Annotated in this window: 17 protein-coding genes; 9 read left to right on the top strand and 8 right to left on the bottom strand. The window is 70.5% G+C overall.

The genetic code is table 11. From position 1 onward, the window contains the following. The first annotated feature begins 4 nt into the window (after window positions 1-4). From AB0395_RS09775 to AB0395_RS09745, 7 genes are all read left to right on the top strand, one after another. Window positions 5-847, top strand: coding sequence for a D-isomer specific 2-hydroxyacid dehydrogenase family protein (locus tag AB0395_RS09775; protein WP_366278741.1), 843 nt, complete (start codon window positions 5-7; stop codon window positions 845-847). Window positions 848-1,133: 286 nt separating this feature from the next. Then, window positions 1,134-1,790 carry a hypothetical protein gene (locus AB0395_RS09770; RefSeq protein WP_366278740.1) on the top strand — a complete coding sequence of 219 codons (657 nt, stop codon included), beginning with the start codon at window positions 1,134-1,136 and terminating at the stop codon, window positions 1,788-1,790. Between the two features lie 599 nt (window positions 1,791-2,389). Beyond that, window positions 2,390-3,157, top strand: a complete 768-nt coding sequence (locus AB0395_RS09765; RefSeq protein ID WP_366278738.1) for a DeoR/GlpR family DNA-binding transcription regulator — start codon at window positions 2,390-2,392, stop codon at window positions 3,155-3,157. 259 nt (window positions 3,158-3,416) lie between these two features. Continuing rightward, on the top strand, window positions 3,417-4,967 hold the full coding sequence (locus tag AB0395_RS09760; RefSeq protein ID WP_366278737.1) for an amino acid permease: 1,551 nt from the start codon (window positions 3,417-3,419) through the stop codon (window positions 4,965-4,967). Beyond that, complete coding sequence (locus tag AB0395_RS09755; RefSeq protein ID WP_366278735.1) at window positions 4,964-6,412, top strand: FGGY family carbohydrate kinase; 1,449 nt, start codon at window positions 4,964-4,966, stop codon at window positions 6,410-6,412. The genes AB0395_RS09760 and AB0395_RS09755 overlap by 4 nt, the downstream gene beginning before the upstream one ends. Further along, on the top strand, window positions 6,409-7,839 hold the full coding sequence (locus AB0395_RS09750) for an NAD(P)/FAD-dependent oxidoreductase (protein WP_366278733.1): 1,431 nt from the start codon (window positions 6,409-6,411) through the stop codon (window positions 7,837-7,839). The genes AB0395_RS09755 and AB0395_RS09750 overlap by 4 nt, the downstream gene beginning before the upstream one ends. A gap of 11 nt (window positions 7,840-7,850) precedes the next feature. Then, entirely contained in the window at window positions 7,851-9,128 is a 1,278-nt protein-coding gene (locus tag AB0395_RS09745) for an NAD(P)/FAD-dependent oxidoreductase (protein ID WP_366278732.1), read from the top strand. Window positions 9,129-9,182: 54 nt separating this feature from the next. Here AB0395_RS09745 and AB0395_RS09740 read toward each other — a convergent pair whose 3' ends face one another. From AB0395_RS09740 to AB0395_RS09720, 5 genes are all read right to left on the bottom strand, one after another. Continuing rightward, on the bottom strand, window positions 9,183-10,478 hold the full coding sequence (locus AB0395_RS09740; RefSeq protein WP_366278731.1) for an amidohydrolase: 1,296 nt from the start codon (window positions 10,476-10,478) through the stop codon (window positions 9,183-9,185). A gap of 70 nt (window positions 10,479-10,548) precedes the next feature. Next, entirely contained in the window at window positions 10,549-11,754 is a 1,206-nt protein-coding gene (locus AB0395_RS09735) for an amidohydrolase family protein (RefSeq protein ID WP_366278730.1), read from the bottom strand. After that, complete coding sequence (locus tag AB0395_RS09730) at window positions 11,744-13,027, bottom strand: glutamine synthetase family protein (protein WP_366278728.1); 1,284 nt, start codon at window positions 13,025-13,027, stop codon at window positions 11,744-11,746. Before AB0395_RS09730 ends, AB0395_RS09735 begins: the two co-directional genes overlap by 11 nt. A gap of 125 nt (window positions 13,028-13,152) precedes the next feature. After that, complete coding sequence (locus AB0395_RS09725) at window positions 13,153-14,637, bottom strand: APC family permease (RefSeq protein WP_366278727.1); 1,485 nt, start codon at window positions 14,635-14,637, stop codon at window positions 13,153-13,155. Window positions 14,638-14,819: 182 nt separating this feature from the next. Then, window positions 14,820-15,701, bottom strand: a complete 882-nt coding sequence (locus AB0395_RS09720) for a MurR/RpiR family transcriptional regulator (protein WP_366278726.1) — start codon at window positions 15,699-15,701, stop codon at window positions 14,820-14,822. A 772-nt stretch (window positions 15,702-16,473) separates the two neighbouring features. On the opposite strand from AB0395_RS09720, the gene AB0395_RS09715 reads away from it, so the two are divergent. Beyond that, window positions 16,474-17,139: a hypothetical protein gene (locus AB0395_RS09715; protein WP_366278724.1), complete on the top strand. Its 666-nt coding sequence runs from the start codon at window positions 16,474-16,476 to the stop codon at window positions 17,137-17,139. Further along, a complete protein-coding gene (gene lpdA / locus AB0395_RS09710) occupies window positions 17,136-18,536 on the top strand; it encodes a dihydrolipoyl dehydrogenase (RefSeq protein ID WP_366278722.1) in 1,401 nt (466 codons plus the stop codon). The genes AB0395_RS09715 and lpdA overlap by 4 nt, the downstream gene beginning before the upstream one ends. 133 nt (window positions 18,537-18,669) lie before the next feature. Here the strand turns inward: lpdA and AB0395_RS09705 are convergent, their stop codons facing one another. From AB0395_RS09705 to AB0395_RS09695, 3 genes are all read right to left on the bottom strand, one after another. Further along, window positions 18,670-19,758: a hypothetical protein gene (locus AB0395_RS09705; RefSeq protein ID WP_366278720.1), complete on the bottom strand. Its 1,089-nt coding sequence runs from the start codon at window positions 19,756-19,758 to the stop codon at window positions 18,670-18,672. Window positions 19,759-20,123: 365 nt separating this feature from the next. Then, a complete protein-coding gene (locus AB0395_RS09700) occupies window positions 20,124-20,501 on the bottom strand; it encodes an STAS domain-containing protein (protein ID WP_366278719.1) in 378 nt (125 codons plus the stop codon). A gap of 269 nt (window positions 20,502-20,770) precedes the next feature. Continuing rightward, window positions 20,771-22,690, bottom strand: coding sequence for an amino acid transporter (locus tag AB0395_RS09695; RefSeq protein ID WP_366278717.1), 1,920 nt, complete (start codon window positions 22,688-22,690; stop codon window positions 20,771-20,773). Window positions 22,691-23,000: the final 310 nt, after the last annotated feature.

Genomic DNA, 23,000 nt, shown 5'->3' with positions numbered 1-23,000 from the left:
TGGGGTGAACGTGCCGTTGGGGGAGGCCAACGGGCTGGTGTGGCTGGTGCCCGGGGAGCCGGAGTTGCTCGGGGCGGCGCTGGACGGCCATCCCGGGGTCGGGTGGGTGCAGTTTCCGTGGGCGGGGGTCGAGAGGTTCGCACCGTCGGGGGTGTTCCGGCGGCCGGTGACCTTCACCTGCGCCAAGGGGTCGTTCGCCGGGCAGGTGAGCGAGCACGCGCTGATGCTGACGCTGGCCTGTCTTCGGAGTGTCTCACTGCAGGCGCGGACGCCCAGGTGGTGCTCGGTGGATCCCCGGTCGTTGCACGGGCTGCGGGTGACGATCCTCGGCGGGGGCGGCATCGCCACCGAGCTGGTACGGCTGCTGCGGCCGTTCGAGTGCCGGGTGACGGTGATCCGGCGTCGCCCTGAGAAGGTGGAGGGAGTTGAGGAGACGCTGCCGCCCGCGGCGCTGCACGCCGTACTGCCCGGGACCGACGTGCTGGTGCTGGCGCTCGCCCTGACGCCGGAGACGAGGCATGTCGTCGGCGCCGCCGAGCTGGCGCTGCTGCCCACGCACGCCGTGGTGGTCAACGTCGCGCGCGGCGCGCACATCGATACGGACGCCCTTGTCGAGGCCCTGCGGCAGAACCGGATCTCCGCGGCCGGGCTGGACGTGACGGATCCGGAGCCGCTGCCCGAGGGGCATCCGCTGTGGGACGACCCGAGGGTTCTCATCACCTCGCACTGCGCGGACTCGGCGGAGTACGTCACGCGGATGCTCTGCGAGCGGGTCGAGCGGAACGTGCGCAACCTGCGGGCGGGTCATCCTCTGGAGGGGCTCATCGATCCCGCCAGCGGATACTGACCTCACGGCCCTGGGGCGGTCATCGGGTTACGCGCGGAACTTCGTCCCTACCTCGCACGTTCGGACGTTGACGAGTCAGTGAAAACCTGACACAACGAATGCGGAACGTTCCGGCCTCACATCTTGTCAGCTTCGCTTTGACGCTGGAATCTCCATACCGCCCGGCTTCCGGCCGCATTAAAGTCACCCTCGATCCCTTGTTCCTAGGTCCGGCGAGTCCTGCGGCACGAGTGGAAACCGCCGGCCGTACGCCGAGGCTGCTCAGGTTTGGAAAGGACATCCGACCGTGGCGGACGGTGATGGATCCCAGAACCAGACAAATACGAAGACAAATGCGAATGACAAGGATGCCGGGCACAGGACGGCCGTCACCGCGGCGTTGATCGGCGCGGGCGGGGCGATCATCGCCGCCGTCATCGGGGTGGTGGCGGTCGTGATCGGGCCACAGTCCGGCAAGGACGTCGGAACCGGTTCGGCGGCGACCACGCCGGCGTCTTCCGCGGAGACCTCTTCCGCCGCCGCTCCCTCGGTCACCGGGAATCCGGCGACCCCGGCCCCCACGGTGTCCCTGCCCGAGATCCCAAGGGATCCGAGCGCGCAGTACCAGGGCTCACGGCTGCTGACCAAGAGCGGTCTCGATCTGGACCACACCCCTCCGGATCCCAGTTGGGAGGACCTGCTGTACGAAATGCGCCCCGGCCGGGGGATCATGGTGGGCCCGTCTCTCGTCTCCGCCTCCTGGTCCGCGCGGAACGCACCTTCCCTCGCTCAGTGCGAGGAGGCCCTGCGGAAGGGCTGGCCGGTCGGGCACGTATTCGGCCACGCGGCACCGGGAACGGCCTTCTGCATGTGGACGAACGTCGACAACGTGGCATTCGTAAGGATCGCGCAGGAGGCGGGAGAGGAAGGCGTCCCGGTCGACATCACCGTGTGGAAGAAATGACCGGACCGCCCGCCCGAACGTGAGGGCGGGGCAGGGAACTTCGGTGGCGCCGGAGTGTTCCGGTTCTCGCCTCTTCCGGGGAGATGGACGGAAGCGGGCGCGAACATCGAGACGTTCTTCTCGACCTTCCACACGGAAGCGGGCGCGAACATCGAGACGTTCTTCTCGGCTTTCCGCTTCGCCTGATATCCCGGTTCTGACCTGAACGACGCCGTCATCGGTATCCGGGGCCATGACCACGAACGTCGCCGGGTCGAACGCCGTTCACCGGCGCCGGCCCGGCCCGGCCCGTTCCACCACTCGCCGTACCGGCGCCCCCGGACAACCACGAACACGGCAGAGGTGTGCCGTCGCCGCACCGGTCTCCGGGATGGCCGCCCATCGACACCGCTCACCGCATCGACACCTCGAACACGGCAGAGGTGTCAGGTCGCCTTCACCGCCTCGGTCACGTGCGTCCCCTCTGTCGCAGGGCACACGGCGTCGGGGAAGGTTTCGGCAAAAAGTCCGCTTCTCTCGAAAACGGTCATTGACCAATAAACCACAGCGAACCATAATTCCCCTCATGGAAGCACAGAATTCCACAGAAGTGGGCACGCATGCTGCCCGCTGAGCGGCACTCGCGGATCGGGGAGGCGCTGCGGGCCTCGCGGGTGGTCAGCACGGACGAGCTGGCCCGCGAGCTCGGGGTTTCCGCGGAGACGATCCGCCGTGACCTCGTGCTGCTCGAGCGCCGGGGGAGGCTGGCGCGCGTGCACGGGGGCGCGACGATCGCGCTCGGGCAGGCGTCCGGGGAGGAGGCCCCGTTCACCGAGCGGACCGGGACCGCCGCGGAGGCGAAGAGGCGCATCGGCCGCGCGGCGGCGGCGCTCGCGCACCCGGGCCAGACGATCGTGATCGACGTGGGGACCACCGCCGTCGACGTGGCCCGCGCCCTGCCGCTGGACTTCTCGGGAACCGTGGCCACGTGCTCCCTCCTGGTCGCCGCCGAACTCTCCGAGCGGCCCGGTGTCGAGATCCTTGTCTGCGGGGGCAGACTGAGGGGAGGGGATCTCGCGCTGTCGAACTCGCTCGCGCAGGCCTTCTTCGCGGACCTGAACCCCGACATCGCCTTCCTCGGCTCGGGGGGCGTCGACGCCACCGCCGGTCTGACCGACTACTACCTGGACGAGATCGCCACACGCAGGACGATCCTCAGGAACGCGGCCCGCTCCTACGTGCTGGCCGACTCGAGCAAGTTCGGCAGGATCGCCCGCCACCGTGTCGCGGGCATGGACGAGTTCGCGGGGCTCATCACGGAGGCCGAGCCGCCGTCGGGCATCCAGGACGCCGTCACACGTGGAGGCGGGGTGATCGTTCTGTCGTGAAGGTCCTGAAACCCGCCGAAGGTCGGCGAAGACCACCGAAGATCTCCGAGGACCGCCGAAGGTCACCGAAATCCACTGAAGGTCACCGAGGACCACCGAAGATCCCCGAGGACCGCCGAAGGTCACCGAAGACCACCGAAGGTCTCCGGGGACTCCCGAGGGTTTTCGAGGATTCGAGGAGCCGGGCGGCGCGGCAACGCCACCCGGCTCGGACTCCCAGCCAATGCGCCATCTGACAGGAAACACAGGAGTGGGTTCCATGCCCCAGTATTCACCACCAGAGCAGGACAATCAGACCAGCTCGAACGTCGAGGAGTTCGGCTACAAGCAGGCGATGAAGCGTGGCACCGGCCGCTTCGCGTCGTTCGCGGTCGCGTTCGCCTTCGTCTCGATCGCCACCGGCATCTTCACCACCTACGGCTCGGTGCTGAAGAGTTCGGGACCCGCCGGCATCTGGACCTGGCCCATCGTGATCGTCGGCCAGCTCGCCGTCGCGTTCATCTTCGGCTCGCTGGCCGCGCGCATCCCGGTGACCGGCTACTCCTACCAGTGGACCTCCCGCTTGGCCAACCCGCTCCTCGGCTGGATCATCGGCTGGATCTCGTTCACGTTCCTGGCGATCGTGGTGGTCGCGGTCGACTACACCATCGCCTCGACCGTGCTGCCCGTGCTGCTGAAGTACGAGGGAACGGCGATGAACGCGTGGGCGATCACCGGGGTGGTCATCCTGGCCCAGGCCTTCCTGGTGGGGTTGTCGACGAAGTGGACCGAGCGGGTCAACAACTTCGCCGTCTCCGCCGAGCTCATCGGCATGATCGCCCTGGTCCTCCTTCTCCTGGGCGTGGGGTTCGTCGCGAAGGAGGTCAACTTCGCGAACCTGTTCAGCACCGGCGCCATCCCGGCCGAGGGCTATCTCAGCTTCGGCACGCTCACCTCGGCGGGCCCGTGGATGCTGGGCTTCCTGCTCGGCGCGTTCACGATCGTCGGCTTCGAGTCCGCGGCCAACCTCGCCGAGGAGACGAAGGACCCGGCCCGCGTCGTGCCCCGCGCGATGTGGCAGGCGGTCCTCGCCTCCGGTGTGCTGGGGTTCCTGTTCCTCATCGCCGTCACCCTGCTGGCGGGTGACCCGGTCGAGCTGGCGAAGTCGGCGACGCCGATCGCGGACGTGATCACCCGGGTCCTCGGTCCCGTCGTGGGTACGGCGCTGCTGGTGCTGGTGGTCATCGCGATCTTCGCCTGCGGCATGGTGATCCTCATGACCGGGGTGCGCCTGGTGTGGGCGATGTCCCGTGACGAGCGTTTCCCCGGCTGGCAGGCCCTGCGGAAGATCTCGCCGAGGTTCGGCACGCCGCTGAACGCAACCGTGTTCATGCTCGTCATCGGCGAGCTGATCCTGGCGATCTTCTCCACCCGGACCGACGCCCTGTTCGGGCTGTTCGCCGCCGCGACCCTGCTTCCGGCGATCATCTACGCCGCGACCGTCGCCCTGTACGTGGTCAAGAGGAAGTCGCTGCCGCCGAGCAAGGGGTTCGACCTGGGCAGGTGGGAGATCCCGGTGATCGTGGTCGCGGTGGTCTGGCTGGTGTTCGAGCTGCTGCTGTTCCGCGACGCCTCGTTCGCCGATCCGTGGGCCTACGTGCTGATCATGCTGGTGCTGGGGGCGGCGTACCTGGCGTATCTCCTGGTCGCGCGGGGCGGGGCCAAGAGCCTGGCGATGCCGGACATGCACTCCATCGACGCTGAACTGGACGCCGACGCCGCCGCCGGGCACGAAACCGTCCAGAACACGGATCGGGGGCACGAACGATGACCACGGTACTGGCGATCGACCAGGGAACCTCGGGCACGAAGGCGGTCGTCGTCGACGGCTCGGGCAAGGTGCTCGGCCTCGCCGAGCTACCGGTGCGCCCCGCCTACCTGCCCGGAGGCGGCGTCGAGCAGGACCCGAAAGAACTGCTCGACTCGGTCCTGGACGCGGGACGGCAGGCCGTCGCACAGGCCGGGGTGCCGATCGACGCCGTCACGCTGGCCAACCAGGGGGAGACCGTGCTGGCGTGGGACCCCGGCACGGGTGAGCCCCTCTCCCCCGCCATCGTGTGGCAGGACCGCCGGTCCGAGGGGATCTGTACGGAGCTCGAAGGGCAGAGGGACCGGATCGCGCGGACCACCGGCCTGGTCCTGGATCCGTACTTCTCCGCGCCCAAGATGGCCTGGCTGCGCAGGAACGTGACCGGCGAGGGCGTGGTCACCACCTCCGACGCGTGGATCGTGCACCACCTGACCGGGGAGTTCGTCACCGACGTCTCGACGGCCAGCCGGTCGCTGGTCACCCGGCTCGACGACGCCGAATGGGATGCCGGGCTGCTCGAGCTGTTCGGGCTCGGCGAGGAACGGCTGCCGCGCGTCGTCGCGTGCGACGAGGTGGTCGGCCGCACCTCCGCGTTCGGCGGGGACGTCCCCGTCGCCGGGCTGGTGGTCGACCAGCAGGCGGCGCTGCTCGCCGAGAACTGCCTGAAGGCGGGCGAGGCGAAGTGCACGTTCGGCACCGGCGCGTTCCTGCTGGCCAACACCGGCACCTCCGCCGCGCGCTCGACGGCCGGTCTGGCGGCCTCCGTCGCCTGGCGGGTCAGGGGGGAGACCTCCTACTGCCTCGACGGCCAGGTCTACACGGCGGCCTCGGCCGTACGGTGGATGCAGAGCCTGGGCCTCATCCGCACCGCCGCCGACCTCGACACCGTCTCGGCGGACGACAACGAGGGGGTGCTGTGCGTCCCGGCGCTGGCGGGCCTGGCCGCCCCGTGGTGGCGGCCGGACGCCAGGGCCGCGTTCACCGGGATGACGCTGTCGACCGGCAAGGGGCACCTGGTGCTGGCCGTACTCGAGGGCATCGCGGCGCAGGTCGCCGAGCTCGCCGACCTGGTCGCCGCCGACCTCGGGCAGCCGCTGAGCACGCTGCGCGTCGACGGCGGCCTCACCCGCAGCCGGGTCCTCATGCAGGCGGTCGCCGACCTGACGCGGGTCAGGATCGAGGTCTACCCGTCCGAGCACGCGACGCCGCTGGGCGCGGTGGCACTGGCCCGCGTCTCGCTCGACCCGTCGCTGTCGCTTGAGGACGCGGTCGACGCGTGGGAGCCCAGCACGACCTACGAACCCCGATGGTCCGCGGACCGGACGACCGACTTCCGCTCCCGCTGGACGGAGGCCGTCTCCGCCGTCACGGCACGGATCACCACGACACGGGAGGAAAAACGGTGAACACCACGCGGCGAGCCACGTTCGACGTGGCGGTGATCGGCGCGGGCATCGTCGGGTCCGCCATCGCCAGAAAGCTGGCGGGCTACGAGCTGAGCATCGCGCTGCTTGAGGCGCGCGACGACGTCGGCGACGGCACGAGCAAGGCGAACACCGCCATCCTGCACACCGGCTTCGACGCCAAGCCCGGCACCCTCGAGTCCCGTCTGGTGCGTGAGGGCTACCACCTGCTGTCCGACTATGCGAAGCAGACAGGCATCCCGGTCGAGCACACCGGCGCCCTGCTGGTCGCCTGGACCGAGGAGGAGCTCGACGCCCTGCCGGGACTGAAGGAGAAGGCCGAGCTCAACGGGTACGGCAGGGCGGAGATCGTCGGCGCTGACGAGGTCTACCGGCAGCTTCCCCATCTGGGAGAAGGGGCGCTGGGCGGCCTGACCGTGCCCGACGAGTCCATCATCTGCACCTGGACCACCAACCTGGCGCTGGCCACCGAGGCCGTGCTGCGGGGGGTGACGCTGTTGCTGAACCGGCGGGTCCAGTCGGTCGAGGAGCGCGGCGAGACGACCGTGCTGCGCACCTCGGGCGGGGAGGTCACCGCCCGCTGGGTCGTCAACGCGGCCGGGCTGGGCGCCGACGTCGTGGACCGGCTGTTCGGCCACGACCGCTTCACCGTCACGCCGCGGCGCGGCGAGCTGCTGGTTTACGACAAGCTCGCCCGCCCGCTGGTCGACAGGATCGTCCTTCCCGTGCCGACCTCGCGCGGCAAGGGTGTGCTGGTCAGCCCGACCGTCTACGGCAACGTCCTGCTCGGCCCGACCGCGGAGGATCTCACCGACCGCACCGACACCGGGACCTCTGAGCGGGGGCTGGAGTTCCTCCTGGAGAAGGGGGGCAGGCTCATGCCCGACCTGCTGCGGGAGGAGGTCACCGCGACCTACGCGGGTCTGCGCGCGGCGAGCGACCACCCGGACTACCTCATCGAGGCCGACGCGCGGCAGCGGTACGTTCTCGTCGGCGGGATCCGCTCCACCGGCCTCACCGCGGGCATCGCCATCGCCGAGCACGTCGCCGGGCTCGCCGAGGAGGCAGGGCTGCGGCTCGTGCCGCGCAAGGACCTGCCGGAGCCGCCTCACATGCCGAACATCGGGGAGGCCTACCTCCGTCCGTACCAGGACGCCGCCCGGATCGCCGCCGACCCCGCCTACGGGACGGTGGTCTGCTTCTGCGAGCGGGTGACGGCGGGCGAGATCCGCGACGCCTTCCGATCACCGATCCCGCCGACCGGCCTGGAGGGGCTCCGCCGCCGCACCCGGGCGATGAACGGACGCTGCCAGGGATTCTTCTGCGGCGCCGAGGTCGGGAACCTACTGGAAACCAAGGGCGGGAGCGTCTGCGAGCGGCGCCGCTCCCCGCTGGAGGCCAACCGATGACACACCAGCCGGTGACAACCGACATCACCACCCTCACGCCCGCCGTCGTCATCGTCGGCGCCGGGCCGTCCGGGCTGAGCGCCGCCCGCGAACTCGCGCCGAGGCTCGGCGGTGACGTTCTCGTCCTCGACCGGGAGAGTACGGCGGGCGGCATCCCCCGGCACAGCGACCATCCCGGCTACGGGATCAGGGACATGGGGCGGTTCATGAGCGGCCCCGCCTACGCCCGCAGGCTCGTCCGGCAGGCCGAGGCGGCCGGGGCGACGATCCGTACGAACGCCACCGTGACCGGCTGGGCCGGTGAGCGGACGATCGAGGCGACCACCCCGCAGGGCCGCCTCCGCGTCGAGGCCGGGGCCGTCGTCCTGGCCACCGGCGCCCGCGAGCGCCCGCGTCCGGCCCGTCTCATTCCCGGGGACCGGCCCCGTGGCGTCTACACCACCGGGCACCTGCAGAACCTTGTCCACCTGCGGCACGGCAGGGTCGGTGAGAGAGCCGTCATCGTGGGGGCGGAGCTGGTCAGCTGGTCGGCCGCGCTGACCCTGCGGGAGGCCGGCTGCCGTACCGTCCTGATGACCACCGAGTACCCGCGGCCCGATTCCTACGCCCTGTTCAGCGTCCCCGGCAGGATGCTGTTCGGGGCAAAGGTCGCCACCCGCACCCGGGTGAGCCGGATCATCGGCAGGCCGGAGCTGCGCGCGGTCGAGATCGAGAACGTCGACACCGGGGAGAGGCGAATCGTCGAGTGCGACACGCTCGTCCTCACCGGCGACTGGATCCCCGATCACGAACTCGTGCGCGCCGCCGGGATCGCCCTGGACCCCGGCACGAAGGGCCCACTGGTCGACAGCGCACTGCGCACGGACCGGCCGGGCGTGTTCGCCGTGGGCAACCTGCTCCACCCGGTCGACACGGCCGACATCGCGGCGATCGACGGCGCCCACGTGGCGCGTTCCGTCATGGCCTGGCTGAACAACGCGGCGCGATCGGAAGAGGGAGCGTGGCCGACCAGCGGGCAGGTGCGTTTGGTCGCTGACGCGCCCTTCCGGTGGGTCTCGCCGGAGATCCTGCGTCCCGGTGACCCCGTTCCCGCCCGTCGCCGCCTGCTGCTGTGGAGCGACCGGTACATCCCGTTCCCGCACGTCGTGCTGCGGCAGGCGGGGAAGGTCGTGGCCCGCAGGCGGGTGTGGTGGCCCGTGGCCCCGGGCAGGGTGTTCCGCGTCCCGACGGACGTCCTGTCCTCGGTCGACCCCAAGGGCGGCCCCGTACACATCACCGCGGAGGGCTGACACGGTGGCACCGGCCCCTGCGCCACGCCCGCGCATCTGACGGCGCCGGGACGGCTACGTGGCCACCTCGCCGATCACCTTCGCGGCGGCCAGGTACGCGGCCAGCAGGCCCTCCGCGACCGCCGCGACCGTCTCATCCTCCGGCAGGAACCCCGGGGTGTGCAGCCCCGAGGCCGTGTCCGTGCCGACGAACAGCATCAGCGACGGCACCGCCGCCGCGAAGTAGGCGAAGTCATCGGCCCCACAGGAACGCAGGGTTGCCGAGACGTGCCGAGCGGCGGTGTCCGGGGACACGGCGAGCAGACGGGCGGTCTCCTCCGCGAGGCGGGCGTCGTTGACGAGCACCGGCTCGCCGCGTGCGATCAGCACCTCGGCCTCGCAGCCGTGGGCACGGGCGACACCGTCGGCGATCACCCGGAACCGCTCGTGGAGCCGCTCGCGCCAGGCCTCCGACATCGTGCGTAGGGTGCCGCGGGCGACGGCGTCGGCCGGGGTGGCGTTCGGGGCGGTGCCCGCAGAAACCGTGCCGAAGGTGACGACGGTCGGTGTCATCGGGTCGGCGTCGCGGCTGACGAGCTGCTGGGCCGCCACGATGATCTGGGCGAGCGCCAGGACCGGGTCCCTGGCCAGCTGGGGATAGGCGGCGTGCCCGCCCTCGCCCCGCACGATGAGCGTGAACTCGTCGGCGGAGGCGTTCACGGCCCCCGGGGTACAGGCCGTCTCGCCCGCGGCGAGCACCGGCTGGACGTGCGCGGCGACCATCGCGCCGATCCCATGCCGTTCCAGCGCGCCGGACTCGACGATGTCGAGGGCGCCCGAGGGGTAGGTCTCCTCACGCGGCTGCAGCACCGCGACCATCGGGGGAAGCCTTCCTCCCGGGATCTCCCGCCCCGCCTCCTGCGGTGACCACACACCTCCGCCGGATTCGGAATCCCCCAGGGCGCCCCCCTCGCCTCCCGAAACCTTCTCCCGGGTGCCCATCTCGGTGTTCACCCGGTCGACCGCCCTGGCCAGAGCGACCAGCGCGGCGAGGTGGACGTCGTGGCCGCAGGCGTGCATGGCGCCGTTGCGCGCGGCCCAGGAGACGCCCGTCTCCTCCGCGATCGGCAGGGCGTCCAGCTCACCGCGCACCCCGACGGCCCGCCCCTCGCCGCCGACGCGGACCAGCGCACCGGTCTCCGCGACGCGCTCCGTCACGCCGTCGCGGGGCAGGGCGTCCAGCACGCGCTTGAGCGTCGGCTCCTCCCTGCCCGAGAGGTACGGCTCGGCGTGCAGTTCCCGCCGCAGCTCGCAGGCTCCGGAAAGCTCGGCGCTGAGCGCGGCACGCAGCCGCTCGTAGACGTCGTTCACACGCTCTCCCCGTCTCGGCGAATCAGAGCACACCCTTTCCGAGCCGGCGAACCGGCTGATCGGACACCCGTCACGCGCCCTCCGCCAGGCCGTAGACGCGGCGGGCGTTCTCCGCGCCGATCATCGTGGCGACCCGTACGGCCTGCGCCCGGCTCCACTCCCCGTCCGCGACGAAGCCGGACAGGACGCGGGTCATCGCGCGCCGCCAGAGCAGGGCGCCCAGGTGGTGCAGCTCTGCGGGACCCCAGGCGTCGGAGGAGAAGAGGATCTTGGCGAACGGGGCCAGTTCCAAGCTCTCGGCCACGACGGCCACGCTGCGCGCCCCGGTGTAGTTCACTCCCAGCCCGACGTCGAAGTAGACGTTCGGGTACACCTGGGCGAGGAAGCCCGCGTTGCGGTGGAACGGGTAGCAGTGCAACAGCAGCAGCGGGACCCCGCTGGGCTCGGCCAGCTCGATCAGGCCGCGCAGCAGCAGCGGGTCGGAGCGGTGCAGGTCGACGTCGGGGTCGCCGTAGCCGATGTGGAACTGCAGCGGCAGGCCGCGCTCGATGCCCTTCCAGATCAGATGGCGCAGCAGCACCGGGTCGTCCACCCGGATCGTCCCGGTCCGCTCCACCGTCCGCAGCCAGCGTCCCGCCGCCGCCGTCACCTCGTTGGAGGTCGGCGGGCGGGGATCGAAGTCGAGCCCGTGACGGTAGGCGACGATCGACTTCAGACCGCGGGCCGTACGGCTGCGCTCCCCCAGCGCCGTCTCGAAGCGCGCGGCGAACCCGGCGGCGTCGGTCCCGTCCGCGACGACGCGTTCGGCGACCGCCTCAAGACGGACGACCTCGTCGGCCGGTCGTCCCGCGACGGCGGACATCCCGGCCGGGTCGAGGATCTCCTCGCCCCGATAACCGGTCTCGACCAGGAAGTGGCCGATCCCGCCGGCGGCGAGCAGACGCTTGTTGACCTCGTCGGCTCCCAGCTCGGCGCGGCGGGCGAGGTAGGCCTCGGGGGCGGCGTGCGGGACGAGGCCGAGCACGGGCGCGCAGTGCCGCAGGATCGCAAAACCGACCTGGGAGTCGAACTGGGTCATCCAGCCGGGCACCGGCCTGTTGGACTCGGTGATCAGCTCCTCGAACTCACGCCGGGAGACGTCCGTGGCCAGGGCACCGTGCACGTGGTGGTCTACCAGCGGGATCGCCTCGATCGCCCGTTCGAGGGCCTCGGACGACATCGCCCGCTCCAGGGCGTCCGGCGACGCGGAGGACGACTCGGGGAACTCAGTGGACATCGGCGATCCTCCGGCAGCGTTCGGCGTCGTCAAGCCCGGCCAGCGCCTCGAGCTCGGCCCGCTTGACCGAAAGATAGGTGGTCAGCAGGTCGGGGGCGAGGAAGCCGCGCACGACGTCGTCCTTCTCCAGCGCGTCAAGGGCCTCACGCTGCGACGTGGGCAGCGGCGGCACGCCCGCGAGCTCCGCCTCGGTGGCCGACTCGGGCCAGACGACGGGCTCGGGGTAGCCGCGCCGGATTCCCTCAAGCCCGGCGCGCAGCAAGACACCGAGCGCGAGCCAGGGGTTGGCGGTGGCGTCCGCGGCCCGGTACTCGAGGTTGAGCTGGGCTCCGGCCTCCGGGCCCGTTCCCGGGCAGATGCGCAGCATGGCTTCCCGGTTGCGCTCGGCGAGGAAGACACCGCCCGCGCTCCACCGGTGCGGGGTCAGGCGCAGGAACGACACCGGGCTCGCGGCGGTGACAGCCGTCAGCGCGGGGGCGTGGCGCAGGATTCCGGCGGAGAAGCGCGCTCCCAGCTCCGACAGGCCGCCCGGTCGCGTGGGGTCGTGCAGGACGGGTTCGCCGTCGGCGTCGCGGAACGACAGGTGGATGTGCACGCCGTTCCCCGAGCCCTCGGGATGGGGCAGCGGCGCGAAACCGGCCCGTAGTCCGCGCCGCCGGGCGAGGTCGCGGACGAGTTCGCGCAGCAGCACCGCCCTGTCGGCGGCGGCGAGTGCCTCGGCCGGGCTGAGCGTGATCTCGTGCTGGGCGTCGCCGTACTCGGGAAGCCACGTCTCGGGGGCAAACCCCGCCCGTTCCAGGAGGGTCACCAGCTCGGAGCCGAACGGCTCGGCGGTGCGGTAGCGCTCGAAGGAGAAGGGCGGCGAGGCGGGCAGGCCCGCGAGGGTGAACTCGTGCTCGAACGAGGCGATCACGGTGACGCCCAGTTCCGCGTGCAGGTCGGCGACGGCGGTGGTGAGGAATCCCCGGGGACAGCACTCCCAGGGCGTTCCGTCGGGCAGCGTCTGGTCGGCCAGGTAGATCCGGGTCGCGGGCACGTCGCCGTCGGCGGGGATATCGACGCGGGTGGCCGGGTCTGGCATGAGCCGCAGGTCACCCGTCGACCCGAACACGTTGTCCGCGATTGGCCCAAAGGAGGTGATGGCCAGGTCCGCGGGGACCCAGCCGGTCCCGCCACGCAGCAGGTCCTTCTCCCGGGAGGCCGGTACGGCACGGCCGCGAAGCTGCGCCGCCAGATCACAGGTCGCGGCGAAGACGGTGGGTGCTCCGGTCATGGCGGGTGCCTCCTGTGACGGATTCTGGGACGGAGAGGTCGCCGGGACCTGTTCCCCGGACGAGGGCGTACAGGCCGTTGAGCTTTCCCGCGGGAGCTGGGTCCGCCCCCTGAGCACGGATGTCGTCATGCCTGTGCCGCCTCCCGCCGCCCTGTCCCGGCCCCGGGCGCGGGCGCCGCGGGACCGTCGGGCCCCTCGGCCCCGGTCAGCTCGGCGGTGAGACGCTCGCCGATCCTGCGGGCCAGCTTCGGCGCGGCCAGTACGGCCACCAGCCCCGCCAGGCACCAGGCGGCCGCGATCCACGGGAAGAAGCTGAGCGGGCTGGCCTGTCCCACCGACTGGTTGTAGAAGACAAAGCACAGGTAGGCGATCGCCAGCACCGGGATCACGATCTCGTGCCGGGGAATGCGCCCGCGCCCCGAGATGATGAACGCGATCACCCCGGCCCCGGCGACCGCGTAGGCCACCAGCAGGCACAGCACGCCGAGCGTGGCGAACCAGTAGTAGGCGTCGAAGGCGGAGACGCCGGTCAGGTCAAGCACGACGTCACCGGCCAGAGCGATGGCCAACGCGGCGACCAGCGCGACGGTGGGGCTCCCGGTGCGTCTGTCGGTACGGGCCAGGGCCCCGGGCCCGAAGCCGTCCCTGGCGAGGGCGAACATGAGCCTGCTGGCCGCGGCGGCCGAGCTGATCGAGGCGGCGAACGCGGACGCCACCGCGGTGAAGGCGATGACCAGCGAGAACCAGGTGCCGATGTAGGTCTGTGCGAGCGCCGACAGGGAGGACTCCGAGCCGGAGAAGGCCGCGATCCCCTTCTCTCCGGTGCCGAAGCCGATGGTCTGGGCGAACATCACGAAGACGTACAGGCCACCGGTGAGCAGGACGCTTCCCGCCAGGGCGCGGGGCACGTTGCGGCGTGGGTCCGCGGTCTCCTCGCCCAGGGACGCACACGCCTCGAAACCCGCCCAGGACAGGAAGGCGAACACCGTGGCGGTCATGACCGCGCTCATCGTGGTGCCGCCGAGCCCGAACACCGACAGGTCGAACGTCTGCCCGCCCGGCGCGTGCCCGGTTCCCGTGCGGATGACGATGATGGCGCTGAGCACCAGCATCCCGACGATGCCGACGCCCTCGACGACCAGCAGGGTCCGCGCGGTGACGCGGGACTCCCGGGAGTTGACCGCCCAGACGCCGACGCACGCGACGGCGGCCACGACGAACCAGGGGACGTGCAGGGAGAAGCCCAGCGCGGCGGCGAAGGCCTCGGCGAACACCGAGGTCGCGGCCAGCGTGCACACCGCGAAGAAGACGTAGGTTCCCAGCAGCGCGAACCCGCCGAAGAACCCGGCCCTGGGACCCAGCGTCACCCCGGCGAGGGCGTAGACGGATCCGGCGTGGTTGAAGTGCCGCGTCAGCCGTACGAACCCGTAGGCGACCAGCGCCACGCCGAGAAGGCCCAGCACGAAGACCAGCGGTACGGCCTTGCCGACCGTGGCCGCCACACCGGCGCCGTTCAGGGCCATGGCGAGGGTGGGCCCCATGAGCCCGACGGACAGGGCCAGCGCTTCCCACAGGCGTAGCTTGCGAGGCGGGCGCAGTTCTTCGGTCACGGCACCTCCTGATGGTGACGACGGCGCCGGCGGCGAACGCGACCAGCACGTGTGGATGAAACATAGCTTTCATGAAGACCATCAACAAGAATTCATGAAACATTTATTACATCCACGCCCAAGGCTCGGCCGATGTCCCGCCTCCCACATCCCGCGCCCCGCGTCCCGCATCCGGGCGGCGTTCAGCCGAGCGTGACGTCGCCCACGATCTCCTCACACTGGCGCAACCGCTCCTCGCCCGCCTTCCCCAGCCTCGCCGTCACCCCCGCGACCACCGTCTCCACCAGCGCCAGCGCGGGGACGAGGCTGTCGAACGGGCTCGGCGCCTCGACCCGGACGGGAATCACCAGGTCGGCGACCTCGGATGCCGGAGACAGCCACGGATCGGTGAAGAGCACGACCTTGGCTCCCCTGTCGTGCGCACGGCGGGCGAACTCGACGATGTCACGCTGGTAGCGGCGATAGTCGAACACCACGACGACGTCGCGCCGTCCGACGTCCACGGAGAACGCGGCCAGGCTCTCCGGACGCGGGTCGAGCACGCGGGTCCCCGGACGGAGCAGCCGCAGGTGCAGGTCGAGGTACTCGGCGAGGATGTGCGAGTATCTCCCCCCGATCAGCGCGACACGGCGGCTCTGGTCGGCCAGCAGGACCAGCACCGCCTCCAGCTCGGAGTCCGACAGTGCCGCGAAAGACTCGTCAAGCCGCTGCCGGAAGGTCGCCCCGGCCGTCACCCTCAGCGAGTCGGGGGCGATCCCGTCGCCGAGTTGCTGGGCAAGCGTGAGGGGCGAGGCCCGTCGCGCCTCGATCTCGTCCCGCAAGGCCTGCTGGAACGCCCGATACCCCGCGAAACCGAGCCTGGCGACGAACCGGACAACGGTTGGCGCGCTCACCCCCGCGCGTTCGGCCAGCCGCGCCGCGGTCTCCAGCCCGGCCGTGGGGTAGTTCGCCAGCAGGGTCCTGGCGACCAGCCGCTCCCCCGCCGAGGATTCGGCCAGGCCGCGCCGTACCCGCTCCGCGACCGAGGCGAACCCGAGCTCTGCGCCCTCCGCGGAACCGGGCACACCCTCTCGTCCCTCCGAAACAGGCGCGTTCCCCCGCTCCCCGGAAACGGGCGCGTCCCCTCGTCCCGCCTTCCCGCCCTCTTCGGTCATCGGAACCCCTCTCGGCCGTTTCGGGTCGTCCAAGCCCTCATTCTGGCCGGTCGGCACCGGTGCCTCTCACAATGTGCTTTCACGATCCGCCGCGAACGACCGAAGACGCCCTCTTTCCCGACCTGTTGAGGGCGAGACCACGCCAGGAGACGTTCTCTTTCACACTCTTTCACAGCCCGTCGCTCCCGGAGACGCCTCCATATTCCGCCGGGCCATTCCCAGGAAAAGGCCGATGTTTGGCGTGCCTAGACGGCGGGAACCGGCTTCTTCGAGGAGGGCTGGGCGCCTTCCGGTCTCCGCATCCCGCCCGAAAACCCGTTCGACCTCGGCGCCCACGCCGTACGCCCCGCCAGGCCCCCGGCACGCTCCGACCGTGACGACCGCTCCCGCGCGCGGGCCCGCCACACGAGGGGCGAACTCGGATATGCCATTCCCTCACGATCGCCGCGCGTTAATCAACGTCGATCCAACCCAGCAAAGACCAAATATGATTAAATAGCGAAACATATCTAATAGGATCGAAGAATGCTATTGTTCGGCACGGGGCCGCGCGTTGGTGGGATCGGGGATTTTCCAACGTGACGTGACCGCGAAACCATGACGTCGAAAGTCACAGCGGTCGTCCCGGCATGTCGGTCGTCGAAGTGCCCGCAACGTCGCGGGCACCTGGGGAGAAGCTTCGATGCTCCAGACCATCCTGCTCGTGCTCGGACTGTTCGCCGTTCTCGTGAGCATGGTGAGCTTCGTCGAGGGCACGTCGCTGCCCGGGCTGATCTCGGATCTCCGCACCGAGACCCTCCGCACCCGCCGCCTGCGCCGCAGCCGCCGCGACAACGCCGTCTACCCCTACTTCTACGACGTCGGGCTGAAGAACAGGGCCGAAGGGCAGCCGCCCGCGCCGGCCGGAGGGCGGGTCAGCGTGGGCCGCTGCAAGCTGGACGACACGCCCATGCCGGAGGGGATGTGCGCCGTCTACACGCTGTACCACCACGACACCGGTCATCGGGTGCCGTGCACCGGCGAGGAGGCCCGGCGGTGGAGGGAGGCGGCGGTCGAGTACGTGACGGCGCTGCGGGGGGCGGGCGCGGCACTGCGCGCCGCGCACGAGCAGGCGAGGCTGCGGCCCGCACGGCTGCTGCCCGGTGGGCGGCGCAGGATCGCCGCCGAGCTGCGTGAGGCGCGAGGGCGCTTCCGCGACCTGGCCCTGGCTGCCACCTCGGCGTACCGGCCCGTGCACGACGAGATCGAGCACCGGCTCGGGCAGGAACGGCGTGAGCACGAACACCGACCGGAACGCCACCCCCCTATGAACGCGACGGCCCGCCGTTCAATAGTGTCCGACCCATGAGCACTCACTATGACGTCGTAGTCCTCGGTGCGGGCCCGGGGGGATACGTGGCCGCGATCCGTGCCGCCCAGCTGGGCCTGAGCACGGCGATCATCGAAGAGCGTTACTGGGGCGGTGTCTGTCTCAACGTGGGATGCATCCCCTCGAAGGCACTGCTGCGCAACGCGGAGCTCGCCCACCTGTTCACCCACGAGGCCAAGACCTTCGGCATCCGGGTCGAGGGCACCGTCACCTTCGACTACGGCGAGGCGTTCAAGCGCAGCCGTAAGGTCGCGGACAGGCACGTCAAGGGCGTGCACTACCTGATGAAGAAGAACGGCATCGTCGAGTACGAGGGGCGGGGCGAGTTCACCGACGCGAACACGCTGCGGGTGACCGGCACCGACGGCGGTGAGCAGACGGTGACATTCGACCACTGCATCATCGCGACGGGCGCCACCACGAAGCTGCTGCCGGGAACGTCGGTGACCGAGCGGGTGGTGACATACGAGGAGCAGATCCTCAGCGACGAACTGCCCGAGAGTGTGATCATCGCGGGCGCGGGCGCCATCGGCGTCGAGTTCGCCTACATCCTGCACAACTACGGCGTCAAGGTGACGATCGTGGAGTTCCTCGACCGCGTCGTCCCGCTCGAGGACGAGGAGATCTCGGCCGAGCTGGCACGGCACTACAAGCGGCTCGGCATCGAGGTGCTGACCTCGACACGCGTCGAGTCCATCGACGACTCGGGCGACAAGGTGCGCGTGACGGTCTCGCGTGACGGGCAGCAGCGGGTCCTCGAGGCCGACAAGGTACTGCAGGCGATCGGCTTCCAGCCCCGCGTCGAGGGGTACGGCCTTGAGCGAACCGGGGTCGCCCTGACCGACAGGGGCGCCATCGCCATCGACGGCCGGGGCCGTACGAACGTGCCGCACATCTTCGCCATCGGCGACGTGACCGCCAAGCTGATGCTCGCGCACGCGGCCGAGTTCATGGGGATCGTCGCCGCGGAGACCATCGCGGACGCGGAGACGATGGAGCTCGACTACGTGATGATCCCGAGGGCGACGTACTGCCAGCCTCAGGTCGCGAGCTTCGGCTACACCGAGGCACAGGCACGCGATCTCGGCTACGACGTCAAGGTGGCCAAGTTCCCGTTCACCGCCAACGGCAAGGCCCACGGCCTGGGGGACGCGGTCGGGTTCGTGAAGATCCTCAGCGACGGAGAGCACGGCGAGCTGATCGGCGCCCACCTGATCGGCCCGGAGGTCACCGAGTTGCTGCCCCAGCTCACGCTGGCCCAGCAGTGGGACCTGACGGTCACCGAGGTCGCCCGCAACGTGCACGCCCACCCCACGCTCGGCGAGGCGGTCAAGGAGGCGATCCACGGACTGGCGGGCCACATGATCAACATGTGAGGGCGGCCTCGCATGGCGGCCGTTCCCTGGAGTGCCGGGCCGATGACCATGGAGTGGTCACCGGCCCGATCCGGGACGCCTCCTGCGGTGCCTGGCACGCCCCGCGGGACGTGCCAGGCACCGGAGCGACGGGCTAGAAAGCCGAGGTGTACGTGGTCAGGGAGGGCCGGTTCGCCCGGACGAGCCCGTTGTAGCAGGCCACGTCGCGGACGGTCGCGGTGAGGGCGCCGGTGAACCACAGCGTCAGCAGGTTGCAGTATTCGGGGCCCGGCCCGTACGCGGTGACCTGGACGTGGTCGGGCAGCACGCCGACCTGCGGGAAAGTCACCAGACGGAGGCCGACCCCGGCGGACTGCACGGTGTTCAGCGCCCCTTGGGAGTTGTAGTTGACCGCGGGCGGGACCGGCGAGTAGGGCCCGGCGTTAGCCGGGGTGTTATCGAAGGTGTAGGCGAAGTTCTTCGGCGGGAGCGCCGCTCCGGTGATCGCCCGTTCACGCTGGTAGGTGAGCGTCCAGCCGGTGTTGAGCGGGATGTTGGTCGCGTTGTGGCAGCGCACCCTGACGGTCTGACCCGCGGGCGCGGACGCCCAGGCGGCGACCTTGCAGCGGGCGGGCTGGGTCGGGTTGACCGCGGTCACCTGGAGACCGCCCGCCCTGCCGGCCGATCCGAGACCGGGCAGGGAGACGGTCCAGACGCCCGGCGGCCCGGCGACGACGGTGTTCGCGACTCCCGCCGAGTTGAACTGGGTGGCGATCGCCGCGCCGTTGTAGTGAACGTAGCCGAACGCCTTCGGCGCGGGCAGCAGGCCCGTGCTCTCCTCGAACAGGACGGTGAACGGGACGGTCACCGGGGCGCCGCCGTACTGGTAGCACCGCACCGCCACGAGCAGGTCGGGTCCGGAGGGCCCCCACTTCAGGACCTGGCACCAGCGCGGACTCGGGGAGACGGCCGTGACATGCACGACGCCACCGGCGACCGCGAGCTGCGGGAACCTGACGTACGTCGGGCCGCCCACCGGGGTGAGGACCGAGACGGTCGGGCCGGGTGGCCAGCTTCCCGCCTGGTGGGCGAGGTTGGGGACGCCGTTCGGAACATCGACGTAGGCGAATCCCCAACGGTTGGGGACCGCGGCTCCGGCGCTCGTGGCCGCGGCGGTGAGGCCGCTCGCGAGCACACCGAGGACACAGAGGATTCGCATGATGACTTTTCGTGACTGACGCATGCCGCTCTCCATCGGCTGGGGGATGAACGGCCAGACACGACCGACGACCTCGGCATGCCGAGCAGGCAAAGTCGGGGAAATGTCTGGTTTGAGCCATTTTTTGAGCTCTCGACAACCCGCGCGCCGCCCCAGGGAAGCCCGGCCCGCCCGATCGCCTCGACTCCACACGCGACACAGGGGTCAGCGAGTCGACGGCGCCCGCCGAACGCCCGCGATCGGACGCGCCCCACACCGGCGATCGACCGCCGGGCGCGGCCACACCCCCCACCTGATCACAAAGCGTTCATTGTCGATTACTTTACGTCATAGTTAACGGTTCTGGCCCGGTCCGTCAAGTCCCCGGCCGCCTGCCCGTCCTCGCCGTCTCACTCCTGGCCGGAGGTCCTGTCGCCGGAGATGTGCCGCAGAGAGCCGACCACGTCGGAGTCGATGGCGAAGAAACCGTGGAGATCGGTCATCCGCAGGAGCCGCTCCAGGTGACCCCGCACCCCCGCCAGACGCATCCATCCACCCGCGTCGCAGGTCAGGGTCACTCCGCTGAGGAAGGTCCGCAGACCGTTCGAGTCGCAGAAGGTGACCCCCTCGACGTCGAGGACGATCCGGGGGCGATGGTCGGCGACCAGTCCTCTGATGGCGTCTCTCAGCAGGGGACCGGAGGTCCGATCGATGTCGCCCACGACCGTGAGCACGGCGCAGTCCGCCTCCTCGTGGTGGGTGACATGGACGACCAGTTCCTTGCTCATCGCCACGTTCCTCCAGCATGGATGCCCCGTCCTTCAGGGCGGGGAGGATGCCAAAAGGTATACCCGTCTTCCCCCGGCGATCGGGCGACGGGCAGGAGACATGTGCGTAACGCCCGCCGCCGCGCGGGAACGCGACGGCGGCCCCTGACAGGGTCTGCGCAGGCCCTGCGCGGACCCTGTCAGGGGCCCTTGTGCGGTGCCCTTGTGCGGGCCCCTTGTGCGGGCCCCGTCCCGGTGCGGGACGTGCGACCCGTCGGTGTCGGCCCGGGTCAGCCGACGTGGACCAGCGGGCGGCGTTCCGGGTCGGGCTCGGCCAGGCGGAGAACCTCGCGGGTGAGCGGAGGGATGTCCCCGCCGCCGAAGACCAGGTAGCGCAGCAGCGCGCCGATGGGGTTGCCCTCGGCCCAGTGGAAGTAGACGTTGGGCATCTTGCCGGTCTGGTCTCGTACGTAGAGCAGGGTGGCCGCGATCGCGTTGGGGATGCTCGCGCTCTCCACCCGCAGGATGCGGAAGCCGTACCGCTCCTCGCCGATCACGCGCAACTCGGAGGCGAACTCCGAGGCGTCGGGCACCGTCACCTCGAGGAAGATGAGCCCCTCCGCGCGCCTGAGCCGGTGGCGCTCCCACGCCTCGCGGGCCTTGTCGACGTACTCCTTGCAGTCGCGCTCGTTCGGCTCGTTGGCGATCAGGTGGATGTTGGCGGCCTCGTTGATGTAGCGGCGGGCCTCGTCGTTCATGGTGATGTGGGTGACCCGCAGCTCGGTCGAGCGGGTGGCCCTGGAGGTCAGGGAGGTGACGACGATCGCCAGGACGAAGAAGAGCGCGATCACGAGGCCGTCCGGCCGCTCGATGATGTTCGCGACCGTGGCGTACGCGAAGATCAGGGTGACGAACCCGAACGGGATCGCGACCCTCGTCCTGCCCTTCTTCCACGCCGACAGCGTGACGGCGACCGCGGCGGACAGGATCAGCGCCAGCACACCGGTGGCGTAGGCCCCGCCCTGCGACTCGACGTCCGCGCGGAAGAACAGGGTGATGGCGAAGGAGACGACGGTGAAGACCAGCACCATCGGGCGGGTCGCCCGCGTCCAGTCGGGAGCCATGCCGTACCGGGGGAGGTAGCGCGGCACGATGTTGAGCAGACCGGCCAGCGCGGACGCCCCGGCGAACCAGAGGATCGCGATCGTGCTGATGTCGTAGGCGGTGCCGAACCAGTCGCCGAGATAGCTGTGCGCCAGGTAGGCCAGCGCCCGCCCGTTCGCTCCGCCGCCCGGCTCGAACTCCTGCGCGGGGATCAGCACGGTGGTCGCGAAGCTCGAGGTGATCAGGAAGACGCTCATGACGAGCGCGGCCGTGGTCAGCAGCTTCCTCGCGCCCTTGACGCGCGTGCTCAGATCCCCCTTGACCAGCGGCATCACGGCCACGCCCGTCTCGAACCCTGACAGGCCGAGAGCGAGCTTGGGCATCACGTAGAGCGACGCGGCGATCATCGCGATCGGGCTCGAGTGCGCGGAGGTGAGCGCCGCCCACCAGTCACCGACCTGGCCCGGGTCGGCGAGGACGTGCTGTACGGCCACCGCAAGCACGACCACGTTGAGCAGCAGGTAGACCGCGACCAGCACGACCGCGATGGAGATCGCCTCGCTGAACCCGACGAGGAACACCGAGCCGAGCAGGGCGACCAGCAGCAGCGTCACCGGCACCTGCCAGCCCCGCAGGGCCTCGGGGACGAAGGGGTTGTGCAAGATGTGGGCGGTCGCGTCGGCCGCGGACAAGGTGATGGTCACGATGAACGCGGTCGCGACGAACCCCAGCAGGAACAGCACGAGCAGCTTGCCGCGCCAGCCCGGCAGGAGGCTCTCCAGCATCGACAGCGAGCCCAGGCCGTTCGGGCTCTCCCCGGCGACCGCCCGGTAGGTGGGCAGCGCGCCGAACAGGGTCAGGGCGACCAGCAGCAGTGTGGCCACGGGGCTGAGCGAACCCGCCGCCAGGGCCGCGATGCCCGGCTGGTAGCCGAGCGTCGAGAAGTAGTCGACGCCCGTGAGGCACATGACCTGCCACCACGCGTGCTGCTTGTGCGGCGCCTCTTGGTGATGCGGACCCAGGTTCCCGTGGTCGAGCCGCTGCAGGCCCTCCAGTAACCATTTACGGATTCCGGTTCCGGCGTCCTGCGGGGTCGACGTGGTCAACCCGGTCACCCCCTGCGGTCATTTGATGCGTGCGACAGGAACCCTACTCAAAGCGGATCCGGCGATCGCGCCCAGCCGCCCTTTTCCCGTTCTCCGGCGAAGAACGCCCACGCTCCCCGGGAAAGCCCCGGTGAGCCCCGGTGAGCCCCGGTGAGCCCCGGTGGCCCGGTTAGTCCCGGTGAGTCCCGAGGAACCCTGGTGAGGCTTGGCGCCCGGCGAGGCCTGGTGAGACCCGAGAAGCCTCGGTGGGCCTCGGGCAGCCCCCGCCACCCCCACCCCCGCACCCGCACCCGCACCCGCACCCGCCAGG

This window comes from Streptosporangium sp. NPDC051023 (genome assembly GCF_040689595.1).
GTDB lineage: Bacteria > Actinomycetota > Actinomycetes > Streptosporangiales > Streptosporangiaceae > Streptosporangium.
This window is presented reverse-complemented; position numbering and strand designations above follow the sequence as displayed.